27 protein-coding genes, 1 pseudogene and 1 riboswitch are annotated in these 22395 nt (G+C 33.9%); of the genes and pseudogenes, 27 read left to right on the forward strand and 1 reads right to left on the reverse strand.

Features of this window, described 5'->3' with window-relative positions:
• Positions 1-61: 61 nt before the first annotated feature.
• The 21 genes and pseudogenes from HYI43_04355 (at position 62) to fabZ (ending at position 16778) form a co-directional block, all read left to right on the forward strand.
• Positions 62-661, forward strand: a complete 600-nt coding sequence (locus HYI43_04355) for a thymidine kinase (GenBank protein ID UDI77815.1) — start codon at positions 62-64, stop codon at positions 659-661.
• On the forward strand, positions 661-1737 hold the full coding sequence (gene prfA / locus HYI43_04360; GenBank protein ID UDI77816.1) for a peptide chain release factor 1: 1077 nt from the start codon (positions 661-663) through the stop codon (positions 1735-1737). Before HYI43_04355 ends, prfA begins: the two co-directional genes overlap by 1 nt.
• Complete coding sequence (prmC, locus tag HYI43_04365; protein UDI77817.1) at positions 1724-2560, forward strand: peptide chain release factor N(5)-glutamine methyltransferase; 837 nt, start codon at positions 1724-1726, stop codon at positions 2558-2560. Before prfA ends, prmC begins: the two co-directional genes overlap by 14 nt.
• 81 nt (positions 2561-2641) lie before the next feature.
• Entirely contained in the window at positions 2642-3685 is a 1044-nt protein-coding gene (locus HYI43_04370; protein ID UDI77818.1) for a threonylcarbamoyl-AMP synthase, read from the forward strand.
• The gene (locus HYI43_04375; GenBank protein UDI77819.1) at positions 3682-4089 is read left to right on the forward strand and encodes a low molecular weight protein arginine phosphatase; all 408 of its coding nucleotides are present in this window, start codon (positions 3682-3684) and stop codon (positions 4087-4089) included. The genes HYI43_04370 and HYI43_04375 overlap by 4 nt, the downstream gene beginning before the upstream one ends.
• Positions 4090-4209: 120 nt before the next feature.
• A complete protein-coding gene (locus HYI43_04380; GenBank protein ID UDI77820.1) occupies positions 4210-4734 on the forward strand; it encodes a TIGR01440 family protein in 525 nt (174 codons plus the stop codon).
• 26 nt (positions 4735-4760) lie between these two features.
• Complete coding sequence (locus HYI43_04385; GenBank protein ID UDI77821.1) at positions 4761-5999, forward strand: serine hydroxymethyltransferase; 1239 nt, start codon at positions 4761-4763, stop codon at positions 5997-5999.
• A 30-nt stretch (positions 6000-6029) separates the two neighbouring features.
• Positions 6030-6659, forward strand: a complete 630-nt coding sequence (gene upp, locus HYI43_04390; GenBank protein ID UDI77822.1) for a uracil phosphoribosyltransferase — start codon at positions 6030-6032, stop codon at positions 6657-6659.
• Between the two features lie 22 nt (positions 6660-6681).
• Positions 6682-7815 (forward strand): UDP-N-acetylglucosamine 2-epimerase (non-hydrolyzing), encoded by a 1134-nt coding sequence (gene wecB, locus HYI43_04395; GenBank protein ID UDI77823.1) that lies wholly within the window; start codon positions 6682-6684, stop codon positions 7813-7815.
• 156 nt (positions 7816-7971) lie between these two features.
• A complete protein-coding gene (locus HYI43_04400) occupies positions 7972-8322 on the forward strand; it encodes an ATP synthase subunit I (protein ID UDI77824.1) in 351 nt (116 codons plus the stop codon).
• A 55-nt stretch (positions 8323-8377) separates the two neighbouring features.
• Positions 8378-8881: pseudogene (gene atpB, locus HYI43_04405) on the forward strand (F0F1 ATP synthase subunit A).
• A 33-nt stretch (positions 8882-8914) separates the two neighbouring features.
• On the forward strand, positions 8915-9127 hold the full coding sequence (atpE, locus tag HYI43_04410) for a F0F1 ATP synthase subunit C (GenBank protein ID UDI77825.1): 213 nt from the start codon (positions 8915-8917) through the stop codon (positions 9125-9127).
• 85 nt (positions 9128-9212) lie between these two features.
• Positions 9213-9743, forward strand: a complete 531-nt coding sequence (locus tag HYI43_04415) for a F0F1 ATP synthase subunit B (GenBank protein UDI79267.1) — start codon at positions 9213-9215, stop codon at positions 9741-9743.
• On the forward strand, positions 9743-10282 hold the full coding sequence (locus tag HYI43_04420; protein UDI77826.1) for a F0F1 ATP synthase subunit delta: 540 nt from the start codon (positions 9743-9745) through the stop codon (positions 10280-10282). Before HYI43_04415 ends, HYI43_04420 begins: the two co-directional genes overlap by 1 nt.
• A 20-nt stretch (positions 10283-10302) precedes the next feature.
• The gene (locus HYI43_04425) at positions 10303-11811 is read left to right on the forward strand and encodes a F0F1 ATP synthase subunit alpha (GenBank protein ID UDI77827.1); all 1509 of its coding nucleotides are present in this window, start codon (positions 10303-10305) and stop codon (positions 11809-11811) included.
• A gap of 31 nt (positions 11812-11842) precedes the next feature.
• Positions 11843-12709, forward strand: a complete 867-nt coding sequence (locus tag HYI43_04430; GenBank protein ID UDI77828.1) for a F0F1 ATP synthase subunit gamma — start codon at positions 11843-11845, stop codon at positions 12707-12709.
• Between the two features lie 20 nt (positions 12710-12729).
• A complete protein-coding gene (gene atpD / locus HYI43_04435) occupies positions 12730-14142 on the forward strand; it encodes a F0F1 ATP synthase subunit beta (protein UDI77829.1) in 1413 nt (470 codons plus the stop codon).
• A gap of 21 nt (positions 14143-14163) precedes the next feature.
• The gene (locus tag HYI43_04440) at positions 14164-14565 is read left to right on the forward strand and encodes a F0F1 ATP synthase subunit epsilon (protein ID UDI77830.1); all 402 of its coding nucleotides are present in this window, start codon (positions 14164-14166) and stop codon (positions 14563-14565) included.
• A gap of 127 nt (positions 14566-14692) precedes the next feature.
• The gene (locus HYI43_04445; protein UDI77831.1) at positions 14693-14923 is read left to right on the forward strand and encodes a DUF1146 domain-containing protein; all 231 of its coding nucleotides are present in this window, start codon (positions 14693-14695) and stop codon (positions 14921-14923) included.
• Positions 14924-15031: 108 nt separating this feature from the next.
• Positions 15032-16297 carry a UDP-N-acetylglucosamine 1-carboxyvinyltransferase gene (gene murA, locus HYI43_04450; protein ID UDI77832.1) on the forward strand — a complete coding sequence of 422 codons (1266 nt, stop codon included), beginning with the start codon at positions 15032-15034 and terminating at the stop codon, positions 16295-16297.
• 43 nt (positions 16298-16340) lie between these two features.
• Entirely contained in the window at positions 16341-16778 is a 438-nt protein-coding gene (fabZ, locus tag HYI43_04455; GenBank protein UDI77833.1) for a 3-hydroxyacyl-ACP dehydratase FabZ, read from the forward strand.
• Positions 16779-16913: 135 nt separating this feature from the next.
• On the opposite strand, the gene HYI43_04460 is transcribed toward fabZ, so the two are convergent.
• A complete protein-coding gene (locus HYI43_04460) occupies positions 16914-17357 on the reverse strand; it encodes a YwpF-like family protein (GenBank protein UDI77834.1) in 444 nt (147 codons plus the stop codon).
• A gap of 189 nt (positions 17358-17546) precedes the next feature.
• Here HYI43_04460 and HYI43_04465 point away from each other — a divergent pair, with 189 nt between their 5' ends.
• From HYI43_04465 to HYI43_04490, 6 genes are all read left to right on the forward strand, one after another.
• Positions 17547-17945, forward strand: coding sequence for a single-stranded DNA-binding protein (locus HYI43_04465; protein ID UDI77835.1), 399 nt, complete (start codon positions 17547-17549; stop codon positions 17943-17945).
• Positions 17946-18300: 355 nt separating this feature from the next.
• A complete protein-coding gene (locus tag HYI43_04470) occupies positions 18301-19047 on the forward strand; it encodes a transglycosylase family protein (protein UDI77836.1) in 747 nt (248 codons plus the stop codon).
• A gap of 189 nt (positions 19048-19236) precedes the next feature.
• Positions 19237-19339: riboswitch (TPP riboswitch) on the forward strand.
• Positions 19340-19416: 77 nt separating this feature from the next.
• A complete protein-coding gene (tenA, locus tag HYI43_04475; protein ID UDI77837.1) occupies positions 19417-20100 on the forward strand; it encodes a thiaminase II in 684 nt (227 codons plus the stop codon).
• The gene (thiD, locus tag HYI43_04480; GenBank protein UDI77838.1) at positions 20100-20921 is read left to right on the forward strand and encodes a bifunctional hydroxymethylpyrimidine kinase/phosphomethylpyrimidine kinase; all 822 of its coding nucleotides are present in this window, start codon (positions 20100-20102) and stop codon (positions 20919-20921) included. Before tenA ends, thiD begins: the two co-directional genes overlap by 1 nt.
• Positions 20914-21705, forward strand: coding sequence for a hydroxyethylthiazole kinase (gene thiM / locus HYI43_04485; GenBank protein ID UDI77839.1), 792 nt, complete (start codon positions 20914-20916; stop codon positions 21703-21705). The genes thiD and thiM overlap by 8 nt, the downstream gene beginning before the upstream one ends.
• 1 nt (position 21706) lies before the next feature.
• Positions 21707-22345, forward strand: a complete 639-nt coding sequence (locus HYI43_04490) for a thiamine phosphate synthase (protein UDI77840.1) — start codon at positions 21707-21709, stop codon at positions 22343-22345.
• Positions 22346-22395 lie beyond the last annotated feature (50 nt).

Below are 22395 nucleotides of genomic sequence, written 5' to 3' on the forward strand. Positions count from 1 at the left end.
TATAATCATTAGAAATATGATATAATTAAGCGATTATGTTTTGAAAAAGGTGGAACTTAAAATGTATGAAACTTACCATTCAGGTTGGATTGAATGCATTACTGGGAGTATGTTTAGCGGTAAATCTGAAGAACTTATACGTCGATTACGTAGAGGTATTTATGCTAAACAGAAAGTAGTAGTGTTTAAACCGGCTATCGATGATCGTTATCATAAGGAGAAGGTAGTATCTCATAATGGCAATGAACTAGAAGCAATTAATATATCAACTGCTAAAGATATATTAATTAATGATTTATCTAAAGTTGATGTCATAGGAATCGATGAGATTCAATTTTTCGATAAAGAAATTGTAAATATAGTAGAGAAACTTGCGGAAAATGGTCATCGAGTTGTTGTAGCAGGTCTTGATATGGACTTTAGAGGTGAACCATTCGAACCCATGCCACAACTTATGGCGGTAAGTGAACATGTAACTAAACTACAGGCTGTTTGTGCAGTTTGTGGCTCATCTTCAAGCAGAACGCAACGTTTAATTAATGGACAACCTGCGAAAATAGATGATCCTATTATTTTAGTTGGAGCAAATGAAAGTTATGAGCCAAGATGTCGAGCGCATCACATCGTAGCGCCAAGTACGAACGACAAGGAGGAAATGTAGTGTTTGATCAATTAGATATCGTTGAAGAAAGATATGAACAATTAAATGAGATGTTAAGTGACCCAGAGGTCGTTAACGATTCAGATAAATTACGTAAATATTCAAAAGAACAAGCTGATTTACAAAAAACTGTAGATGTTTATAGAGATTATAAAAGTAAAAAAGAAGAACTAGAAGAAATTGAAGAAATGTTAAGTGAAACGGATGATAAAGAAGAAGTTGAAATGTTAAAAGAGGAAGGCAATTCATTGAAAAATGCTATTCCTGAATTAGAAGAACAACTTAAATTCTTATTAATCCCTAAAGACCCTAATGATGATAAAGACGTTATCGTCGAAATTAGAGCGGCAGCAGGTGGCGATGAAGCAGCAATTTTCGCAGGTGACTTATTAAGAATGTATACAAAGTATGCAGAATCACAAAAATTTAAAACAGAAATAGTAGAAGCGGCTGAAAGTGATCATGGTGGATACAAAGAAATTAGTTTTTCAGTATCTGGAAATGGTGCGTATAGTAAATTGAAATTTGAAAATGGTGCACATCGTGTTCAACGTGTACCTGAAACAGAATCAGGTGGACGTATTCATACCTCTACAGCTACTGTTGCGGTATTACCAGAAGTAGAAGATGTCGAGATAGAAGTTCGTAACGAAGATTTGAAAATTGATACGTATCGTTCTAGTGGTGCAGGTGGTCAGCACGTCAATACAACGGATTCAGCTGTACGTATTACACACTTGCCAACAGGTATTATTGCTACATCTTCAGAAAAATCTCAAATTCAGAACCGTGAAAAAGCATTAAAATTATTAAAAACACGTTTATATGATATGAAATTACAAGAAGAACAACAGAAATATGCTGCACAACGTAAATCAGCTGTAGGTACAGGTGATCGTTCAGAACGTGTAAGAACATATAATTATCCACAAAGTCGTGTAACAGATCATCGTATTGGTTTAACTTTACAGAAGTTAGATCAAATTATGGAAGGTAAATTAGATGAAATTATTGATGCATTAACTTTATCTGAACAAACTGAGAAACTGAAAGAACTTAATAATGGTGAACTTTAAAGACAAGTTAAGTCAGGCGATAACTTTAACAACTGAAAAAGGGTACGAACAATCACGTGCTGAGTGGTTAATGTTAGACTTGTTCAATTGGTCTAGAACTGATTACCTTATCCATATGTATGATGAAATGTCACAAGCAGAGGAAGCTAAATTTTCACTTGCGATGGAACGTATGTTATTAGGTGAACCCATTCAATATATTGTAGGGTTTCAATCGTTTTATGGTTATCAATTTCAAGTCAACGAACATTGCTTAATTCCACGACCAGAAACTGAGGAAGTAATGCTTCATTTTCTTGAATATGCTAAAAAAGATGGAACAATAGTAGACATAGGTACTGGCAGTGGGGTATTAGCAGTAACATTAAAAAAGTTAAATTCCTCTTTCCGTGTATATGCAACTGACATTGTTCAAGAAACCTTAGATTTAGCGAATGATAATGCACATCAACTTAATGCTAATGTAGAATTTTTATTGGGTAGTGGCTTAAAACCTTTAATCAACAATAACGTTAAAGTAGATGGTTTAATTTCTAATCCACCGTATATTGATTATGACGAAGTAAGTAATATGGATGATACAGTAGTTAAATATGAGCCGCATGTTGCACTATTTGCTAAAGATAAAGGTTATGCTATATATGAAATGATACTCGATGATTTACCTCAAGTTTTAAATGATAATGCGTATGTCACATTTGAAATTGGTTATAACCAAGGCGATAGATTAAAAGAAATCATTTTAAATAAATATCCTAATCTTGACGTAAAAGTGGTTCAAGATATTAACGGAAACGATAGAATTGTTTCGTTTAAATGGTGAACTGAGAAGTTACTGATCTGATAAAATTTAGATGAGTAACTTCTTCCTATATTAAAAAGAAAAACGAAAGGAGCGAGTTTGATGGAAACACATTTATGGGATATGCGTGATTATATACATTCACCATTAACATTTCCTGATTTAAAAGAAATAAAAGCTATATACCAAAATGGTGGTCTAATTGCACTTCCCACGGAGACTGTATACGGACTTGGTGCTGATGCACGTAATGAACAAGCAGTAACAAAAATCTATCAAGCTAAAGGACGACCTTCAGATAATCCATTAATTGTACATATTCATAGTTATGCACAATTATCGAACTTTGTGTCGGATGTACCTGCGGAAGCACAAAAATTGATGGATGCATTTTGGCCGGGACCAATCTCATTTATACTTCCTTTAAAAGAGGGGTACCTTTGTAAAAAAGTGACTGGCGGATTAAATTCAATAGCCGCAAGAATGCCAAGTCATCCAATTGGTCGTGCGATTCTACAATATGTTGATATACCTATTGCGGCACCTAGTGCAAACGTTAGTGGTCGTCCATCTCCAACTACGTTTCATCACGTATATAATGATTTAAATGGCAAAGTTGACGGTATTATTAATGGCGATCAAAGTGAAGAGGGCCTTGAAAGTACAGTCCTTGATTGTACACAATATCCATTTAAAATTGCTCGACCAGGTGCTATTACACAAGCGATGTTAAATGATATAGTTCCTAATAGTGTGATTCAATATAATTATAATTCAACAGATAGACCTATAGCACCAGGAATGAAATACAAACATTATTCTCCAGATACACCGATATCAATGATTAATGGTATTAAAAAACCTATTACCGAGGATAAAAATTGGGAAAAAGTAGCATTTATTTTACCAGAAAGTTTTAAAAAATTTGTGCCTAGTAGCGCACAGTTTATTTCATTATGTAATGATGAGTACGCAATTAAAGAAGCTAACCATAATCTATATCGCATTTTACATGATATTGATGAGAATCAGTCTATACAACAAGCGTATATTTATGCTTTCGAGAATATAGAATCCTCAGAAGCAATCATGAATCGTATATCAAAAGCAACTGGCAATCAAATCGTTAGAGGTGAAGACTTGTGAAAATAACTTTTGTATGTACTGGAAACACATGCCGTAGTCCTATAGCAGAGAGTATTGCAAGACAATTATTACCTAATGATGACATTAACTCTAGAGGACTATTTGCAACTAATGGTCAAGCAATAACGCCAGAGTCATTAGAAGTCATTTTAGAAAATAATTTGCCTGAACCAACTTCAGCTCAACAATTTAACGAAGAAGATTTACATAGCGATTTAATTTTAACTATGACAGACAATCATAAACTACAAATACAACAACAATATGGAAATCATGCACACATCTATCAATTAGGAGAATATGTTGGTATCGAGGGGGATATCGATGATCCTTTTGGAGGTAGTATAGATACTTACCGTCAAACCTTTAACCAACTTTACTATTTAATTGAAAAAATGAAATAGGTTTCATAAAGCGAAATGTTATACAATTAGTATGTGTTACGCGCTAAATAAGTTATAATGAAGAAGTATAGCTAGTTTGCTATGCTTCTTTTTAAATATGTATTTAAGGTGGAGATTTCAATGCAAGAACTTACAATTTTACTTGAAGAATTGAAGGAACAATCATTTTTCAATAAAGGCGAGATCTGTATTATTGGATGTTCTACTTCTGAAGTCATTGGTCAAAAAATAGGATCTGTTGGTTCAATGGAGGTTGCAGAAGCTATTTTCACTTCCTTGATGAAGGTTCAACAAGAAACTGGCGTTTCATTTGCATTTCAAGGTTGTGAACATATCAACAGAGCAATTACGATTGAACGTGAAGATTTTAATCCGCTAACGATGGAAGAAGTGACAGTTGTACCTGACGTTCATGCGGGTGGTAGTCTTGCTACTTATGCCTATCAACATATGAATGATCCCGTAGTGGTTGAACATATATCTGTTCCTAAAGGTATTGATATAGGTCAAACACTTATTGGAATGCATATTAAGCATGTTTGCGTACCGGTTAGAACTAGTGTTAAAAAAGTCGGAGAAGCGGTCGTTACGATAGCCACTTCTAGACCTAAAAAAATCGGTGGCGAACGAGCTAAATACGAATAAGTTGTAAAGTGAAGAGGGGGATTTTTATGTCATATATCCAAAAGCAAGATAAAGTTGTCTATGAAGCGATTCAAAACGAATACAATAGACAGAATAATAACATTGAATTAATTGCATCTGAGAATTTTGTTTCTGAGGCTGTAATGGAAGCACAAGGTTCTGTAATGACGAATAAATATGCCGAAGGGTATCCTGGCCGTCGTTATTATGGTGGATGCGAATATGTAGATGTTACTGAAACGATTGCTATAGAACGTGCTAAGGCATTATTTGGTGCAGAGCATGTTAATGTACAACCACATTCAGGATCTCAAGCTAATATGGCCGTGTATTTAGTTGCACTTGAGATGGGCGATACAGTTTTAGGTATGAATTTAAGCCATGGCGGCCATTTAACACATGGTTCTCCTGTTAATTTCAGTGGTAAGTTTTATAATTTCGTTGATTATGGTGTTGATAAAGACACTGAGAAGATTAATTATGATGAAGTTCGTGAATTGGCGCTTAAACACAAGCCTAAACTAATCGTTGCTGGAACATCGGCTTATTCTAGACAACTTGATTTTAAAAAGTTCAGAGAAATTGCTGATGAAGTTGGTGCAAAGTTAATGGTAGATATGGCACATATCGCCGGCTTAGTAGCTACAGGTTTACATCCAAACCCTGTAGAATATGCTGATTTCGTCACAACAACGACACATAAAACACTTAGAGGGCCACGTGGCGGCTTAATTCTTTGCAAAGAAAAGTATAAAAAGGATATAGACAAAACAATTTTCCCTGGTATTCAAGGTGGACCTTTAGAACATGTAATTGCAGCGAAAGCAGTTGCATTTGGTGAAGCATTGGAACAAGATTTTAAAGCTTATCAAGAACAAGTGGTTAAAAACGCCAAAGTATTAGCTGAAACATTACAAGCAGAAGGGTTTAGAATCGTTTCAGGGGGTACAGACAACCATTTATTATCAGTAGATGTCAAAAACTCTGTGAATGTAACTGGTAAAGAAGCAGAAGCGACATTAGATGAAATTGGCATTACTTGTAATAAGAACACAATTCCTTTTGATCAAGAAAAACCATTCGTAACGAGTGGCATTAGATTAGGGACACCTGCAGCGACGACGCGCGGCTTTGATGAAGACGCATTTAAAGAAGTGGGTCAAATTATAAGTTTAGCATTGAAAAATCCTAAAGACGATTCGAAATTAAAAGAAGCAAGCGAGAGAGTAAGTAAATTAACAGCAAAATATCCGCTATATGAATAATTTGTTATATATAAACTGGAGGAAATAGAAATGAGTAAAGTACATGTATTTGATCATCCATTAATTCAACATAAATTAAGCTATATCCGTGATTTAAACACAGGAACTAAAGAATTTAGAGAACTTGTTGATGAAGTAGGTATGTTAATGGCATACGAAGTAACAAGAGATCTAGAACTTCAAGACGTTGAAATTAATACACCAGTTACTACAATGACAGCTAAACGATTAGCTGGTAAAAAATTAGCAGTAGTACCTATTCTTAGAGCAGGGTTAGGGATGACAGATGGTGTATTAAGCTTAGTACCAGCAGCACGTGTAGGTCATATAGGTTTATACCGCGATCCTGAGACATTAAAAGCAGTTGAGTATTTTGTTAAACTTCCACAAGATATTGACGAAAGACAAATTATTGTGGTTGACCCTATGTTAGCGACGGGTGCATCTGCTATTGAAGCGATTAATTCTCTTAAAAAACGTGGTGCTAAAAACATTAGATTTATGTGTCTAATTGCAGCTCCAGAGGGTGTAGAAAAAATGAAAGAAGCACATAGTGACGTCGATATCTATATCGCAGCTTTAGACGAAAAACTTAATGAAAAAGCATATATCACACCAGGATTAGGAGACGCTGGAGATAGATTGTTTGGTACAAAATAGTATTTTTAGGAGTTATTAAGATATGAGAAAGATTATGACAGTCTTTGGTACAAGACCAGAAGCAATAAAAATGGCACCATTAGTCAAAGCACTTGAAAATGAGGCTGAGTTAGAACCATTGATTGTTGTAACTGCTCAGCATCGAGAAATGTTAGATTCTGTATTGCATACCTTTAATATAAAACCGCATTATGATTTGAATATCATGAAATCAGGTCAAACATTGTCGGAAATTACATCAAGAGCAATGATAGAACTTGAACAGATTATAAAAAGTGAAAAACCTGACATGGTTTTAGTACATGGCGATACAACGACTACATTTTCAGGTGCATTAGCAGCATTTTATAATCAAGTACCAGTTGGACATGTGGAAGCGGGTCTTAGAACAAGACAAAAATATGCACCTTTCCCTGAAGAAATTAATCGCCAAATGGTCGGTGATATTGCAGACTTACATTTTGCTCCAACTGCTAATGCTGCACAAAATTTATTAGACGAACAAAAAAATAAAGACAGTATTATTATTACAGGTAATACTGCTATTGATACCTTAAATATTACAGTAACTGAGGATTATACTTCTGAAATTATGAAAAGGCATAATAATAAACGTTTAATCTTGTTAACTACACATCGAAGAGAAAACATGGGTCAACCCATGAAAAACATTTTTGAAGCGATTAGAAGAATCGTCGAGGAATATGAAGATGTTGTAGTGATTTCGCCATTGCATCTAAATCCTAAAGTTAGAGAATTAGCTAAAAGGTATCTTGGAGAGCATCCGCGAATTGAATTAATTGAACCTTTAGATGTCATTGATTTTCATAACTTTGCTAGTAAATCGTATCTTATTTTAACTGACTCAGGTGGTATTCAAGAAGAAGCGCCTTCATTGAATAAACCAGTATTAGTGCTTAGAGATGTGACAGAAAGACCAGAAGGTGTAGCAGCAGGTACTTTGAAAGTAATAGGCACTGAATTGGAAGATGTTTACAATGAAACAAAAGCATTACTAGATGATGAAATGATATACGATCATATGGCAATGACGCAAAATCCTTATGGTGATGGTAAAGCTGCTATAAGAATTTGCGATAGTATTAAATATTATTTGAATATCACTAAAGAACCACCTAATCAATTTGGTAGTTAAATCATTATCTGTATTTGTGAATATTTTGTGACAAATTAGGAGTAAATTATTACAACAATTTGAATAGAATTGACACACTATTTGCCCTATATTATTATTAAATTTGTATGAGTGGAACGGTTTACATGGTTGTCATAAGTTAATTTGGAGGAAAAAATGAGACGTTTCAACATCTTATTTAAACAATACATTCAATATTATATTTATTTTTTAATATTTTTGAGTGTTTTGTATATTATTATTTCCAATTCCTTTATTTTAGGATTAATAATAGGAACATTTGGTTCTTTAATAAATACATATATCTTTGAATTATATTTATCTCGGGCTAAACAACCAGATAACATACATATTTCTACGGGCAATATTTGGAGGTATTTAGTCGCTATTATAGCGTGTCTAATTTGGTTTTTCTTTAAAGAATATGTGAATATTATTGGAATAATGATAGGTCTCATGATTTCTTATGTACTAATCATCATACGCCCTCTACTGCAAAGGGAGTAAAATTTTATAAAGAAAGAGGTGAGCACATGGATCACAAATCCCCACTCGTAAGTTGGAAGGTGGTCAATTTCACTTTTTAGCAGTAACATTGATTCTGTTTATCTTTGTTGCCAATATGTTAGGCTTGCCTTTCGCAATCGTGACAAAAGACCACTATTTATGGTGGAAATCACCAACTGCTGATGCCACAGTAACACTTACGTTATCAACAATGATGATTATACTAACTCATTATTACGGTTTGAAAATGCGTGGTACTAAGGCTTATGTAGGTAATTACTTTAAACCTTTCTGGCCTTTGGCAATTATTAATGTATTTGAAGAATTCTCTTCTACATTAACACTTGGTCTACGTCTTTATGGTAATATCTTTGCCGGTGAATTACTTTTATCACTATTAGCCGGCTTGTTTTTCAACAGCGGATGGGGCTGGATAATTAGTATTCCAGGTCTAATCGTATGGCAAGGATTCTCAATCTTTGTTGGTTCTATCCAAGCATATATCTTTATTATGCTTTCAATGGTTTACATGTCCCACAAAGTAGCGGACACACATTAATATAAACAAACAAAATTAGGAGGAATTATTAATATGGGTTTAATCGCAGCAGCAATTGCAATCGGATTATCAGCACTAGGCGCAGGTATTGGTAACGGTCTTATCGTATCTAGAACAGTTGAAGGTGTCGCACGTCAACCAGAAGCACGTGGTCAATTAATGAGTATCATGTTCATTGGTATTGGTTTAGTTGAGGCTTTACCAATCATCGGTGTAGTAATCGCATTCATGACTCTTTTCCAATAAGAAAATTTCATGGCGAAGTCTCTTTGACCTTCGCCGTTCGTTTTATTTAATGACAAGTGATGATTAATTATGAAAGGAGTGTCATATTACCGTGAATGCATTAACTAATTCATTCGCTTTAGGTGCAGCAAATCATGGTGTTGAGTGGGGAACAGTTCTCGTAACTTTAATTACTTTCTTAGTTCTTCTAGCACTATTGAAAAAATTTGCTTGGGGTCCATTGAAAGAAGTAATGGACAAACGTGAACGCGATATTAATAGAGATATCGATGAAGCTGAAGAAGCTAAATTGAATGCACAAAAGCTTGAAGAAGAAAATAAAAAGACACTTAAAGAAACTCAAGATGAAGTTCAACGTATATTAGAAGATGCCAGAGTTCAAGCACGTAAACAGCATGAAGAAATTATTCATGAAGCTAATATTCGTGCAAATGGCATGATTGAAACTGCACAAAGTGAAATTAATAGTGAAAAAGAACGTGCTTTAGCTGATATTAATAATCAAGTTTCAGAACTGTCAGTATTGATTGCTTCTAAAGTTCTTCAAAAAGAAATTTCTGAACAAGATCAAAAAGCATTAGTTGATAAGTATCTTAAAGAGGCAGGCGATAAATAATGGCAGATGTAGCAAAAAAGTACGCTAAAGCATTATTTGACGTAGCACTTGATCAAGATAGACTTGATTTAATGTATGAAGAATTAGAAGTAGTAAGTAATGCTACGACTGAGTATAATGATGATTTAAGAGCTATTGATACTAATCCAAACCAACCTGCTTCTGAACGTCGCAAGTTTGTAGGAATTGTATTCGGTAATGCTAATTATTATTTAAAAAATATGTTAATGATATTAGCTAATAATCGACATTTAGTACTTATTAATTCAATTTTTAAAGAGTTTAAAATCTTATATAATGAACATTACAATCAAGATTCAGCAATTGTTGAGTCTGTCTATCAACTAAGTGATGATGAACTTGAAAAAGTAAGACATTTAATTATTAAACAAACTAAGTTATCACATGTACATATCACGACTAGAATTAATCCTAATTTAATTGGTGGATTCAGAGTGAAAGTCGGGACAACTGTGCTAGATGGCAGTGTTAAAAAAGATTTAGAACAAATTGAACGTAAATTTAAAAGAGTTAACTAATATAAAGAGGAGTGACATAGATGGCCATAAAAGCTGAAGAAATCAGTGCATTACTTCGCTCACAAATTGAAAACTATGAGTCAGAAATGTCTGTAGATGATGTTGGTACTGTACTTCAAATTGGTGATGGTATCGCATTAATTCACGGATTAAATGATTGTATGGCTGGTGAGCTTGTAGAGTTCTCAAATGGTGTTCTCGGTTTAGCACAGAACCTTGAAGAATCAAATGTGGGTGTAGTTATTTTAGGACCATACAGTGAAATTACTGAAGGCGACGAAGTTAGACGTACTGGACGTATCATGGAAGTTCCAGTTGGTGAAGAACTTATCGGACGCGTAGTTAACCCACTTGGTCAACCTATTGATGGACAAGGTCCAATCAACACTACTAAAACACGTCCTGTTGAACAAAAAGCAACAGGTGTAATGGCGCGTAAATCCGTTGATGAACCATTACAAACTGGTATTAAAGCGATTGACGCTTTAGTTCCTATTGGACGCGGGCAACGTGAGTTAATTATTGGAGATAGACAAACTGGTAAGACAACAATCGGTATTGATACGATTTTAAACCAAAAAGGTTTAGACACAATTTGTATCTATGTTGCTATTGGGCAAAAAGATTCAACAGTGCGTGCTAATGTTGAAAAATTACGTCAAGCTGGTGCGCTTGATTATACAATCGTTGTATCTGCATCAGCATCTGAACCAGCACCAGTATTATATATCGCACCATACTCTGGTGTAACTATGGGTGAAGAGTTCATGTTTAATGGTAAACATGTACTTATCGTATATGATGACCTTACTAAACAAGCAGCTGCTTATCGTGAACTTTCATTATTATTACGTAGACCTCCAGGCCGTGAAGCTTACCCTGGTGACGTATTCTACTTACATAGTAGATTATTAGAAAGAGCGGCTAAATTAAATGATGATTTAGGTGGCGGTTCAATTACTGCATTACCTATCATTGAAACACAAGCAGGCGACATTTCTGCTTACGTCCCTACCAATGTAATCTCTATTACTGATGGACAAATTTTCCTACAATCTGACTTATTCTTCTCAGGTGTAAGACCTGCTATTAACGCTGGTCAATCTGTATCACGTGTTGGTGGTTCTGCACAAATTAAAGCAATGAAGAAAGTAGCGGGTACGCTACGTTTAGATTTAGCTTCATATAGAGAACTAGAATCATTTGCACAATTTGGTTCAGATTTAGATGAATTTACTGCTAGAAAATTAGAACGTGGTAAACGTACAGTTGAAGTTTTAAAACAAGATCAAAACAAACCGTTACCAGTTGAAAACCAAGTATTAATCATCTACGCATTAACTAAAGGTTATTTAGATGATATTCCTGTAGAAGACATCACTCGATTTGAAGAAGAGTTAAATAGTTGGGCTAAATCAAATGGTTCAGATTTATTAAAAGAAATTAGAGAAACAGGTGGATTACCATCTGATGATAAATTTGAAGCAACTATTAATGAATTCAAGAAAAGCTTTAGCAAATCTGAATAATTAAACTTTAATTCAAAAAGGTGGTGAGATAATGGCTTCTCTAAAAGAAATAGATGTTCGTATAAAATCGACGAAAAAAATGAAACAAATTACCAAAGCAATGAACATGGTATCAAGTTCTAAATTACGTCGAGCAGAAAAGAATACAAAACAATTTGAGCCGTATATGGAAAAAATGCAAGATGCAATTACAGCAATTGCAGGGGCAAGTAAACATTCAAGCCATCCAATGTTAAGACCTAGACACGTACAACGTAGTGGTTACCTTGTCATTACTAGTGATAAAGGCTTAGCAGGTGCATATAGTTCAAATGTGCTCAAACGACTGATTAATGATATTAAAGAAAAACACTCAAGCAGTGATGAGTATAGCATTATGGTTCTAGGCCAATCTGGTGTTGATTTCCTTAAAAATAGAGGTTATGAAATTGAAGATTCACTTGTTGATGTACCGGATCAACCTTCATTTAAATCAATCCAAGCTATCGCTAAACATGCTATTGACTTATTCAGTGAAGAACATATAGACGAGTTGAAGATTTATTATAGTCATTATGTTAGTGTTCTTGAAAATAAACCAGCAACCAAACAAGTTTTACCATTATCTCAAGAAGATTCTAGCCAAGGTCAAGGTCAAATGTCTTCATATGAATTTGAACCTGATAAAGAATCTATCCTAAGTGTTATTCTTCCTCAATATGTTGAAAGTTTAATCTACGGAACGATTTTAGATGCCAAAGCTAGTGAACATGCAGCACGTATGACTGCTATGAAAAATGCTTCTGATAATGCAACAGAACTTATTGATGATTTATCATTACAATATAACAGAGCTAGACAGGCTGAAATCACACAACAAATTACTGAAATTGTTGGTGGGTCTGCAGCACTTGAATAAATTTTAAAGGAGGAAACAACATGGGTAATGGCCGTGTAACTCAGGTTATGGGTCCTGTCATTGACGTTCGTTTTGAACATAATGAAGTACCTGAAATTAATAACGCCTTAATCATTGAAGTCCCTAGAGAAGATGGCACTTTTGAATTAACACTTGAAGTTGCATTACAATTAGGTGATGATGTCGTACGTACAATCGCGATGGATTCAAGTGATGGTGTTCAACGTGGTATGGAAGTTAAAAATACTGGAAAAGACATTAGCGTTCCAGTTGGTGAAGAAACATTAGGACGTGTATTTAATGTACTAGGCGATACAATTGATTTGGAAGATAAATTAGATGATAGTGTTAGAAGAGATCCAATTCATCGTCAATCTCCAAATTTTGATGAATTATCAACTGAAGTTGAAATTCTTGAAACAGGAATTAAAGTTGTAGACTTATTAGCACCTTATATCAAAGGTGGTAAGATCGGTCTATTCGGTGGAGCAGGAGTAGGTAAAACCGTTTTAATTCAAGAGCTTATTAATAATATTGCTCAAGAACATGGTGGTATTTCAGTATTTGCTGGTGTTGGTGAACGTACACGTGAAGGAAATGACTTATATTATGAAATGAGAGATAGTGGCGTAATTAAAAAGACAGCAATGGTATTTGGTCAAATGAATGAGCCACCTGGTGCGCGTATGCGTGTCGCTTTATCTGCTTTAACTATGGCAGAATATTTCCGTGATGAACAAGGTCAAGACGTATTATTATTCATTGATAATATTTTCAGATTTACTCAAGCTGGTTCAGAAGTATCAGCATTATTAGGACGTATGCCATCAGCAGTAGGTTATCAACCAACTTTAGCTACTGAAATGGGTCAATTACAAGAACGTATCACATCTACAAACAAAGGTTCAGTAACATCTATCCAAGCTGTGTTCGTTCCAGCCGATGACTATACTGACCCTGCGCCAGCAACAGCATTCGCGCATTTAGATGCAACTACAAACTTGGAACGTAAATTAACTGAAATGGGTATCTATCCTGCGGTTGATCCATTAGCATCTACTTCAAGAGCTTTAGAACCATCAATCGTGGGTCAAGAGCATTATGAAGTGGCACGTGATGTTCAATCAACGCTTCAAAAATATAGAGAATTACAAGATATTATCGCTATTTTAGGTATGGATGAATTATCAGAAGAAGATAAACTTACAGTTGAACGTGCACGTAGAATCCAATTCTTCTTATCACAAAACTTCCACGTTGCAGAACAATTTACTGGTCAAAAAGGTTCATATGTTCCAGTTAAAACAACTGTAGCTGATTTTAAAGATATCTTAGATGGTAAATATGACCATATCCCTGAAGATGCTTTCCGTTTAGTTGGTAGCATGGAAGACGTAATTGCTAAAGCAAAAGATATGGGTGTTGAAGTCTAAATAAATTAGGAGGTATAGATAATGAGTACAGTTAATCTTGATATTGTCACTCCTAATGGTTCAGTCTACGAAAAAGATGACGTTGAACTAGTTGTCTTTCAAACTACAGCTGGTGATATGGGTGTCATGAGTGGACATATTCCTACAGTTGCCGCATTAAAAACAGGCCATGTAAAAGTAAATTTTAGAAATGGTACTGAATATATAGCTGTTAGTGGTGGCTTTGTTGAAATTAGACAACATAAAGTATCAGTTATTGTTCAAACAGCAGAAACAGCTAGTGAAATTGATGTTCAACGAGCTAAATTGGCTCGTCAACGTGCACAATCTCATTTAGATGATCAGGATAATAGTGATATTAATAGAGCTAAACGAGCGTTAGCAAGAGCTGAAAATCGCTTGCGCGTAGCTGAATTAAAATAATTAAAAAAGGTTCAGAAACTTAACTTAGTTTCTGAACCTTTTTTGTTTACATAATAGTCATCAATAGTATCATTCTATATATTTTTAATGTACAATATAATACAGTAATCTTTAAGGAGAGATTGACATGGACTATATGGGTCAATTTGCCGTAATACATTTAATATTACATGTTATATGTATTTGTATTGCTTATTGGGCATTAAACTCTCTTAAATTAGATAATCTTTTTAGGAAAGGTTATGCAATGCAAGTTCAAGTTTGCTTGATTTTTTTAGCAATCTTATTAGGAACAGCAGTAAGCAATTTTTTAGTTGATTTATTACAGTTTTCTACTCAAGTTAAATATTTATTTTAGTAATAAACATAACTGTAATTTCTTTTGAAAAATAGATATAATTAATAAATAACTGTTTAAAAAAAGGGAAATGATGAAAGTAATAGGAGTTTAAAGTGGAGGATTGAAATGGATAAAATAGTGATAAATGGAGGCAATCGCCTTACAGGAGAAGTAAAAGTTGAAGGAGCTAAGAATGCAGTATTACCTGTTCTTACAGCATCGTTATTAGCATCTGAAGGACAAAGTAAGCTTGTAAATGTTCCGGATTTAAGTGACGTTGTAACTATAAATAATGTATTATCAACTTTAAATGCTAAAGTGGAGTACAATAAAGAAGAGGGTGCTGTCACGGTCGATGCTTCAACTACGCTTAAAGAAGAAGCACCTTATGAATATGTTAGTAAGATGAGAGCAAGTATATTAGTTATGGGTCCTTTACTAGCAAGATTAGGACATGCGATTGTTGCTTTACCTGGAGGATGTGCTATCGGCGCACGCCCTATAGAACAACATATTAAAGGTTTTGAAGCCCTTGGTGCTGAAATTCATTTAGAAAATGGTAATATTTATGCTAGTACTAAGGATGGCTTAAAAGGTACAGACATCCATTTGGATTTTCCAAGTGTAGGTGCTACTCAAAATATTATAATGGCTGCTTCTTTAGCTAAAGGTAAAACTGTAATTGAAAATGTTGCAAAAGAACCTGAAATAGTAGACTTAGCTAATTATATTAATGAAATGGGCGGTAAAGTTACTGGTGCCGGTACTGATACCATTACAATTCATGGTGTTGAAAAGTTAACTGGCGTGGAACATTCTATTATTCCAGATAGAATTGAAGCTGGTACATTAATTATTGCTGCAGCTATTACACGTGGTGATGTATTTGTACGTGATGCAGTTAAAGAGCATATGACGAGTTTAATTTATAAATTAGAAGAAATGGGCGTTAATTTAGATTTTACTGAAGATGGTGTGCATGTAACTGTTGAAGATGAATTAAAACCAGTTGATGTTAAAACTTTACCACACCCTGGGTTCCCAACAGATATGCAGTCACAAATGATGGCATTGTTACTAACTGCTGAAGGTCATAAAGTCATTACTGAAACTGTATTTGAAAATAGATTTATGCATGTTGCAGAATTCAGACGTATGAATGCTAATATTACAGTAGAAGGTAGAAGTGCAAAAATTCAAGGTAAAAGTCAATTGCAAGGCGCTCAAGTTAAAGCTACAGACTTAAGAGCAGCAGCAGCTTTAATTTTAGCAGGATTAGTTGCAGAAGGAACTACTCAAGTTACTGAATTAAAACACTTAGATCGTGGTTATGTGAATTTCCATGAAAAATTAAAATCTCTTGGTGCTGACATCCAAAGAGTAAATGATTAATCATTAAGTTTAATCATAAAACACTTCTGGAGGTATTTTAACTATGGAAACAATTTTTGATTACAATCAAATTAAACAAATTATACCGCATAGACAACCTTTTTTATTAATAGATCGCGTTGTTGAATATGAAGAAGGTAAACGTTGTGTAGGATTGAAACAAGTATCTGGTAACGAACCTTTCTTCCAAGGTCATTTTCCTGATTATGCAGTAATGCCTGGCGTACTTATTACAGAAGCATTAGCACAAACTGGTGCTGTAGCTATGCTAAATAGTGAAGAAAACAAAGGAAAAATTGCATTATTTGCTGGTATTGATAAATGTAGATTTAAAAAACAAGTTACACCTGGTGATACACTGATGTTAGAAGTTGAAATCACTAAAATTAAAGGACCAATTGGTAAAGGGACTGCTAAAGCCACTGTTGATGGTCAATTAGCATGTAGTTGTGAACTTACATTTGCAATTCAAGATGCTTAATTAAAAAAATTGTGAAATAAATTCTTATATAAAAGCACAAGAATGATTTTTTAATTTTAAATCATCCTTGTGCTTTTTTGATAAATATAGTTGTAACTATTACAAATGAATATTATGAGTCTAAATTCATTCGTATCATTCTCTTTCAAATTTTTCTTCCTTTAGTTTTGGTTTAGACTGCATCATACGATTAAATGTCACTTTTAATTCTTCTCCAGAAAGCCCCTCATCTATTAATTGTTCCAATAAGCTTTCTGCATAAACTTGGCGAAGTGTATAAATATGGCATTCTAAAACCACTGACATAGTTGTATCAAAATTTGTAATATTTTTAACAGTAGCATCAAATAAAGCTGGATCGTTTGACGGTCTAGTTATGACAACACGAATATCTAATAATGTTTGATTGTCATAATACGTTTTCATAGTTTCAAAATGGTCATTTGAAATGACTACTTCTAATAACCAGCCAGTACCGCTATTCTCTTTATTAATTATGACCCCATCTTCTAGTTCATATTCTGTAATGCCACCGTGCTCATTTACTATTTGAAACCTTACTGCTTTAAATGTCTTCAAACCATCACGTCCCCAAAAAAATTTTAAAATGTGCAATAAATCAAATAATGTAAAGTAAGTTATTAAATTGTTAACTATTTTCTTTAAATATATCAAATTTTGAGTATTAATAGGAGAATATTTATCATAAATAGTTTTTTGACGTTTATTCCAGTAGTGAATAATATAGATTATACAAGGAGGTGACACATGCTCAATAAAATAGTAATAGTTGGTCGTATGACTAAAGACGCACAAATCTATAATAATGAGGAGGTGAAAATAGCTACATTCAGTGTTGCTACTGAACGCAATTATAAAGATGAAAATAATGAGATAGCTTGTGACTATATTTTTTGTAAAGCATTTGGTAAAACAGCTTTAAACATTCAACGTTATACCAGTCAAGGTTCACTTGTAGGTATTACTGGTCAAATGCGTTCTCGTAAATATGAAAAAGATAATCAAACACACTTCGTTACTGAATTGTATGTAGAAACAATCAAATTTATGTCCCCCAAATCCAAGAACAATGAAATACTTTCTAATTCCTCAATTGATGAAGACACTTATTCCTTAGAAAATCTCGAAATCATTAATATCAATTAACTTTCTAATAACCCTTTTAAACTCCAATCCCAATTTAATATATAACATCTTTCAATTATACTCAGAACCTCTCTAATATAACGTGTTTATATGGAGAGGTTTTTTTATTTTATAGGGATAATTTTCTGAAAGATTTCGAAAATATTACAAACGTTAATTAATTGTATGAAGTCTCAAAACTGTCATGGAAGTTTTTGAGAACATAAAAGAAGTAAAAAAACATATCAAGGCCTGTAATTTCTATGTAAAAAAAGAGCTTCTTTTTTTATTTCACTGTAACCTGCTATGATTTTATGGATGTTACAGTATTACTTGTAAATTAATAAAGAACAAAACTTAGGAGGACATATAAATTATGAAAAAGACAATTATTGCTTCATCGTTAGCAGTAGGTTTAGGAGTAGTAGCTGGCAATGCAGGACACGCTGATGCGAGTGAACCTCAAGTAAATAAAGCTGAATTAGCTCAATTAGCTCAATCAAATGATCAATCATTAAATGATAGCCCTATTCAACAAGGTGCATATAACGTAACATTTGATTATGAAGGTTACACTTACCACTTTGAATCAGATGGTAATAACTGGAGTTGGGATTACACTCAATCAGGTCAATCAGGACAAACTGATCAAGCAACTCAACCAACTCAAACTCAACAACAAGATGTTAGTGAACAAGCTTCAGCTTCAAATAATCAAACTTCAGCAGGCGAAGTAGCTTCACAACAACAATCTAGCCAAGAACAACCAACACAAATACAACAAGCACCACAAACTGAGCAAACACAACAACCACAAACTGAAGCAACAACTTCTAATAGTTCATCAAATTCTTCAGATAACAATGCTTCAAGTGGTTCATCAGTAAATGTGAACAGTCATTTACAACAAATTGCACAACGTGAATCAGGTGGCGATATTCATGCTATCAATTCAAGCTCAGGCGCAGCTGGTAAATATCAATTCTTACAATCAACTTGGGATTCAGTAGCTCCTGATGAATATAAAGGTAAATCTCCAGCACAAGCACCTGAAGATGTGCAAGACGCTGCAGCTGTAAAATTATATAACACTGCTGGCGCATCTCAATGGGTAACTGCATAAAACTAAATTCATTTTATATATTAGATTGGGACATGTAATTAATGTCTCAATCTTTTTTATTGTAAAAAAGTTGGCTTGAATAAGTGAACACTAATTTTAATAACGCTTTAATATTATCTAAGCGTTAAAGTCGTATAACGTATAGTTTGATAAATATAAATGGATTTGATAATGTTAAATTAATAAGATAAAGGCTACTAGGGGAGCCAAATTATTTGGCTGAGATGAATGATTCAGACCCTTACAACCTGATTTGGTTAGGACCAACGTAGGAAAGTAGTTATGTGATTATTTCATTCAACTTTTATGAATGAAACCTGCATTTCTACGTTGAAATGTAGCTTTTTTATTTTTTAAGGAGGAAATGAAATGACTTTTTCATCAGAATTAAAAGTAGCTTCACAATCCATTATTGAAGATATCTATAACGATGGATTTATTCAAGATTTGCTTAAAGGGGAATTATCAGCACAAGCAGTACGTCAATATTTAAGAGCGGATGCGTCTTATTTAAAAGAATTTACTAATTTATATGCATTAATTATTCCTAAAATGCCAACTATGAAAGATGTTAAATTCATAGTTGAACAAATTGAATTTATGTTAGATGGGGAAGTAGAAGCACATGAAATTCTAGCTAATTATATTAATGAGCCTTATGAAGAAATCGTTAAAGAAAAAGTGTGGCCGCCAAGTGGTGACCATTATATTAAACACATGTACTATCATGCATATGCACATGAAAATGCTGCATATACAATAGCTGCTATGGCGCCTTGTCCATACGTATATGAAGTTATTGCTAAAAAAGCACTTGAAGATCCAAAACTTAATAGAGATGCTATTACTGCAAAATGGTTTGATTTTTATAGTACGGAAATGCGTGCTTTAATTGAAGTATTTGATAGATTGTTAGATGAACTTACTCAAAATTGCTCAAATCAAGAGAAAGAAGACATTAAAGAAAGTTTCTTACAAAGTACAATTCATGAACGTCAATTCTTTAATATGGCATATATTGATGAACAGTGGAATTATGGAGGCAATAAATAATGAAAAAACCTAAAATTGCATTAACCATTGCTGGAACTGACCCTTCAGGCGGCGCAGGGGTCATGGCAGACTTAAAATCGTTTCATGCTTGTGGTGTATATGGCATGGCTACTATCACTAGCATTGTGGCTCAAAACACTAAAGGAGTTCAACATATTCATAATTTAGAAACAAGTTGGGTTAAAGAACAGTTAGATAGTGTGTTTGATGATGAATTACCTCAAGCCATCAAAACAGGCATGATTGCTACACATGAGACTATGGAACTTGTCCAAGACTATTTAAAACAACATTCTGATATTCCATATGTTATTGATCCTGTTATGTTAGCTAAAAGTGGTGACTCTTTGATGGACGATGCTACAAAAAAACATTTACAAAGCACATTATTACCATTAGCTGATGTCGTAACACCTAATATTCCTGAAGCTGAGGAAATTACAGGTTTAACCATTGATACTGAAGAAAACATTCGTAAAGCAGGTCATATCTTCATTAATGAAATTGGAAGTAAAGGTGTAGTTATTAAAGGTGGCCATTCAGCAGATTTAAATAACGCTAAAGACTTTTTATTTACTAAAGACGATGTTTATACATTTGAAAACAAACGATTTGATACACCACATACACATGGTACTGGTTGTACATTTTCAGCAGTAATAACAGCAGAACTTGCTAAAGGGAAATCAATTTATGAAGCAGTAAAAAAAGCGAAGAAATTTATTTCGTTAAGTATCGAATACACACCTGAAATTGGTCAAGGTAGAGGTCCTGTAAACCATTTTGCATATATGAAGAAAGTAGGTTTAGATGATGAATAATCTAGAAAAATTACGCCACGAGAATCCTTTAGTTGTATGCTATACCAATGATGTAGTAAAAAACTTTACTGCAAATGGTCTATTAAGTATTGGTGCGAGCCCTGCAATGAGTGAAGCGCCTGAAGAAGCAGAAGAATTTTATCAAGTAGCAGGTGCATTATTAATTAATATAGGAACTTTAACTAAAGCCAATGAAGCGGATATCATTGAAATTGGTAAAATTGCAAATCAACAAGGAACGCCAATTGTGTTTGATCCTGTCGCAGTGGGTGCCTCAAATTATCGTAAACAATTTTGTCAGAAATTTTTATCAGAAGTAGATGTATCAGTTATTAAAGGGAATGCTTCAGAAATACTAACGTTGGTAGACACAACGACTACGATGAAAGGTACAGATGGAGATACTAGTTTAGATCCTATAACTATAGCTAAAAATGCCTATGCTAAACTTAATACGGCAATCGTACTTACTGGTAAAGATGACGTTATTGTACAAGATGGTAAAGCTGTGAAATTATCAAATGGCTCACCATTACTGGCTAAGATTACTGGTGCAGGATGTTTACTAGGCGGAATTGTTGCAAGCTTTCTGTTTAGAGAAACACACCCTACGCTTCAAGTTTTAGAAGAAGCTGTAAGTTATTATAATATTGCTGCTGAAATTGCTGAAAAAGATAAACAAGTTAAAGGACCTGGTTCTTTCTTACCAAACTTACTAGATCAAATGTACTTAATTGATTATGAAACATATAAGTTACAAGTCAAACGACAAGAGGTAGCGTAATATGTTTAAACCAAGTGATTTAAATGTTTACTTTATATGTGGGAGCCAAGATATTCCGGATAATCAAGATATTAAAACAGTATTAGCGCAAGCTTTAGAAGCAGGGATAACATTATTTCAATTTCGCGAAAAAGGTCCAACAGCTTTAACTGGTATTGAAAAGGAACAATTGGCAATTGAGTTACAAGACATGTGTCGTAGTTATCAAATACCTTTTATAGTGAATGATGATGTTAAATTAGCGGAAAAGATTGATGCAGATGGCATACATGTTGGTCAAGATGATGAACAAGTAGCTACTTTTGCTCAACGATTTCAACATAAAATTATTGGCTTGAGTGTCGGTAATGAACAAGAGTATCAAAAATCAGACTTAACGAATGTCGATTATATTGGTGTAGGACCTATATATGCAACGGGTTCGAAAGACGATGCAAGTGCACCAGTAGGTCCAGAAATGATTACAACATTAAAAGCGTTAAACCCATCATTACCTATGGTGGCTATTGGTGGAATAACTGTAGATAATGTAGAACCAATTGTTCAAGCCGGAGCTAATGGTATTTCTGTAATCTCAGCTATTGCACGTAGTCATAATATTGACAAGACTGTTACCAAATTCCAAAGTTATTTCAAATAAATAATAATTTTTTTCTTTTTTTGTTTTCTAGTACACTACGATTATGATAA

Origin of the sequence: Staphylococcus taiwanensis (genome assembly GCA_020544305.1) — a bacterium.
GTDB classification, from domain to species: domain Bacteria; phylum Bacillota; class Bacilli; order Staphylococcales; family Staphylococcaceae; genus Staphylococcus; species Staphylococcus taiwanensis.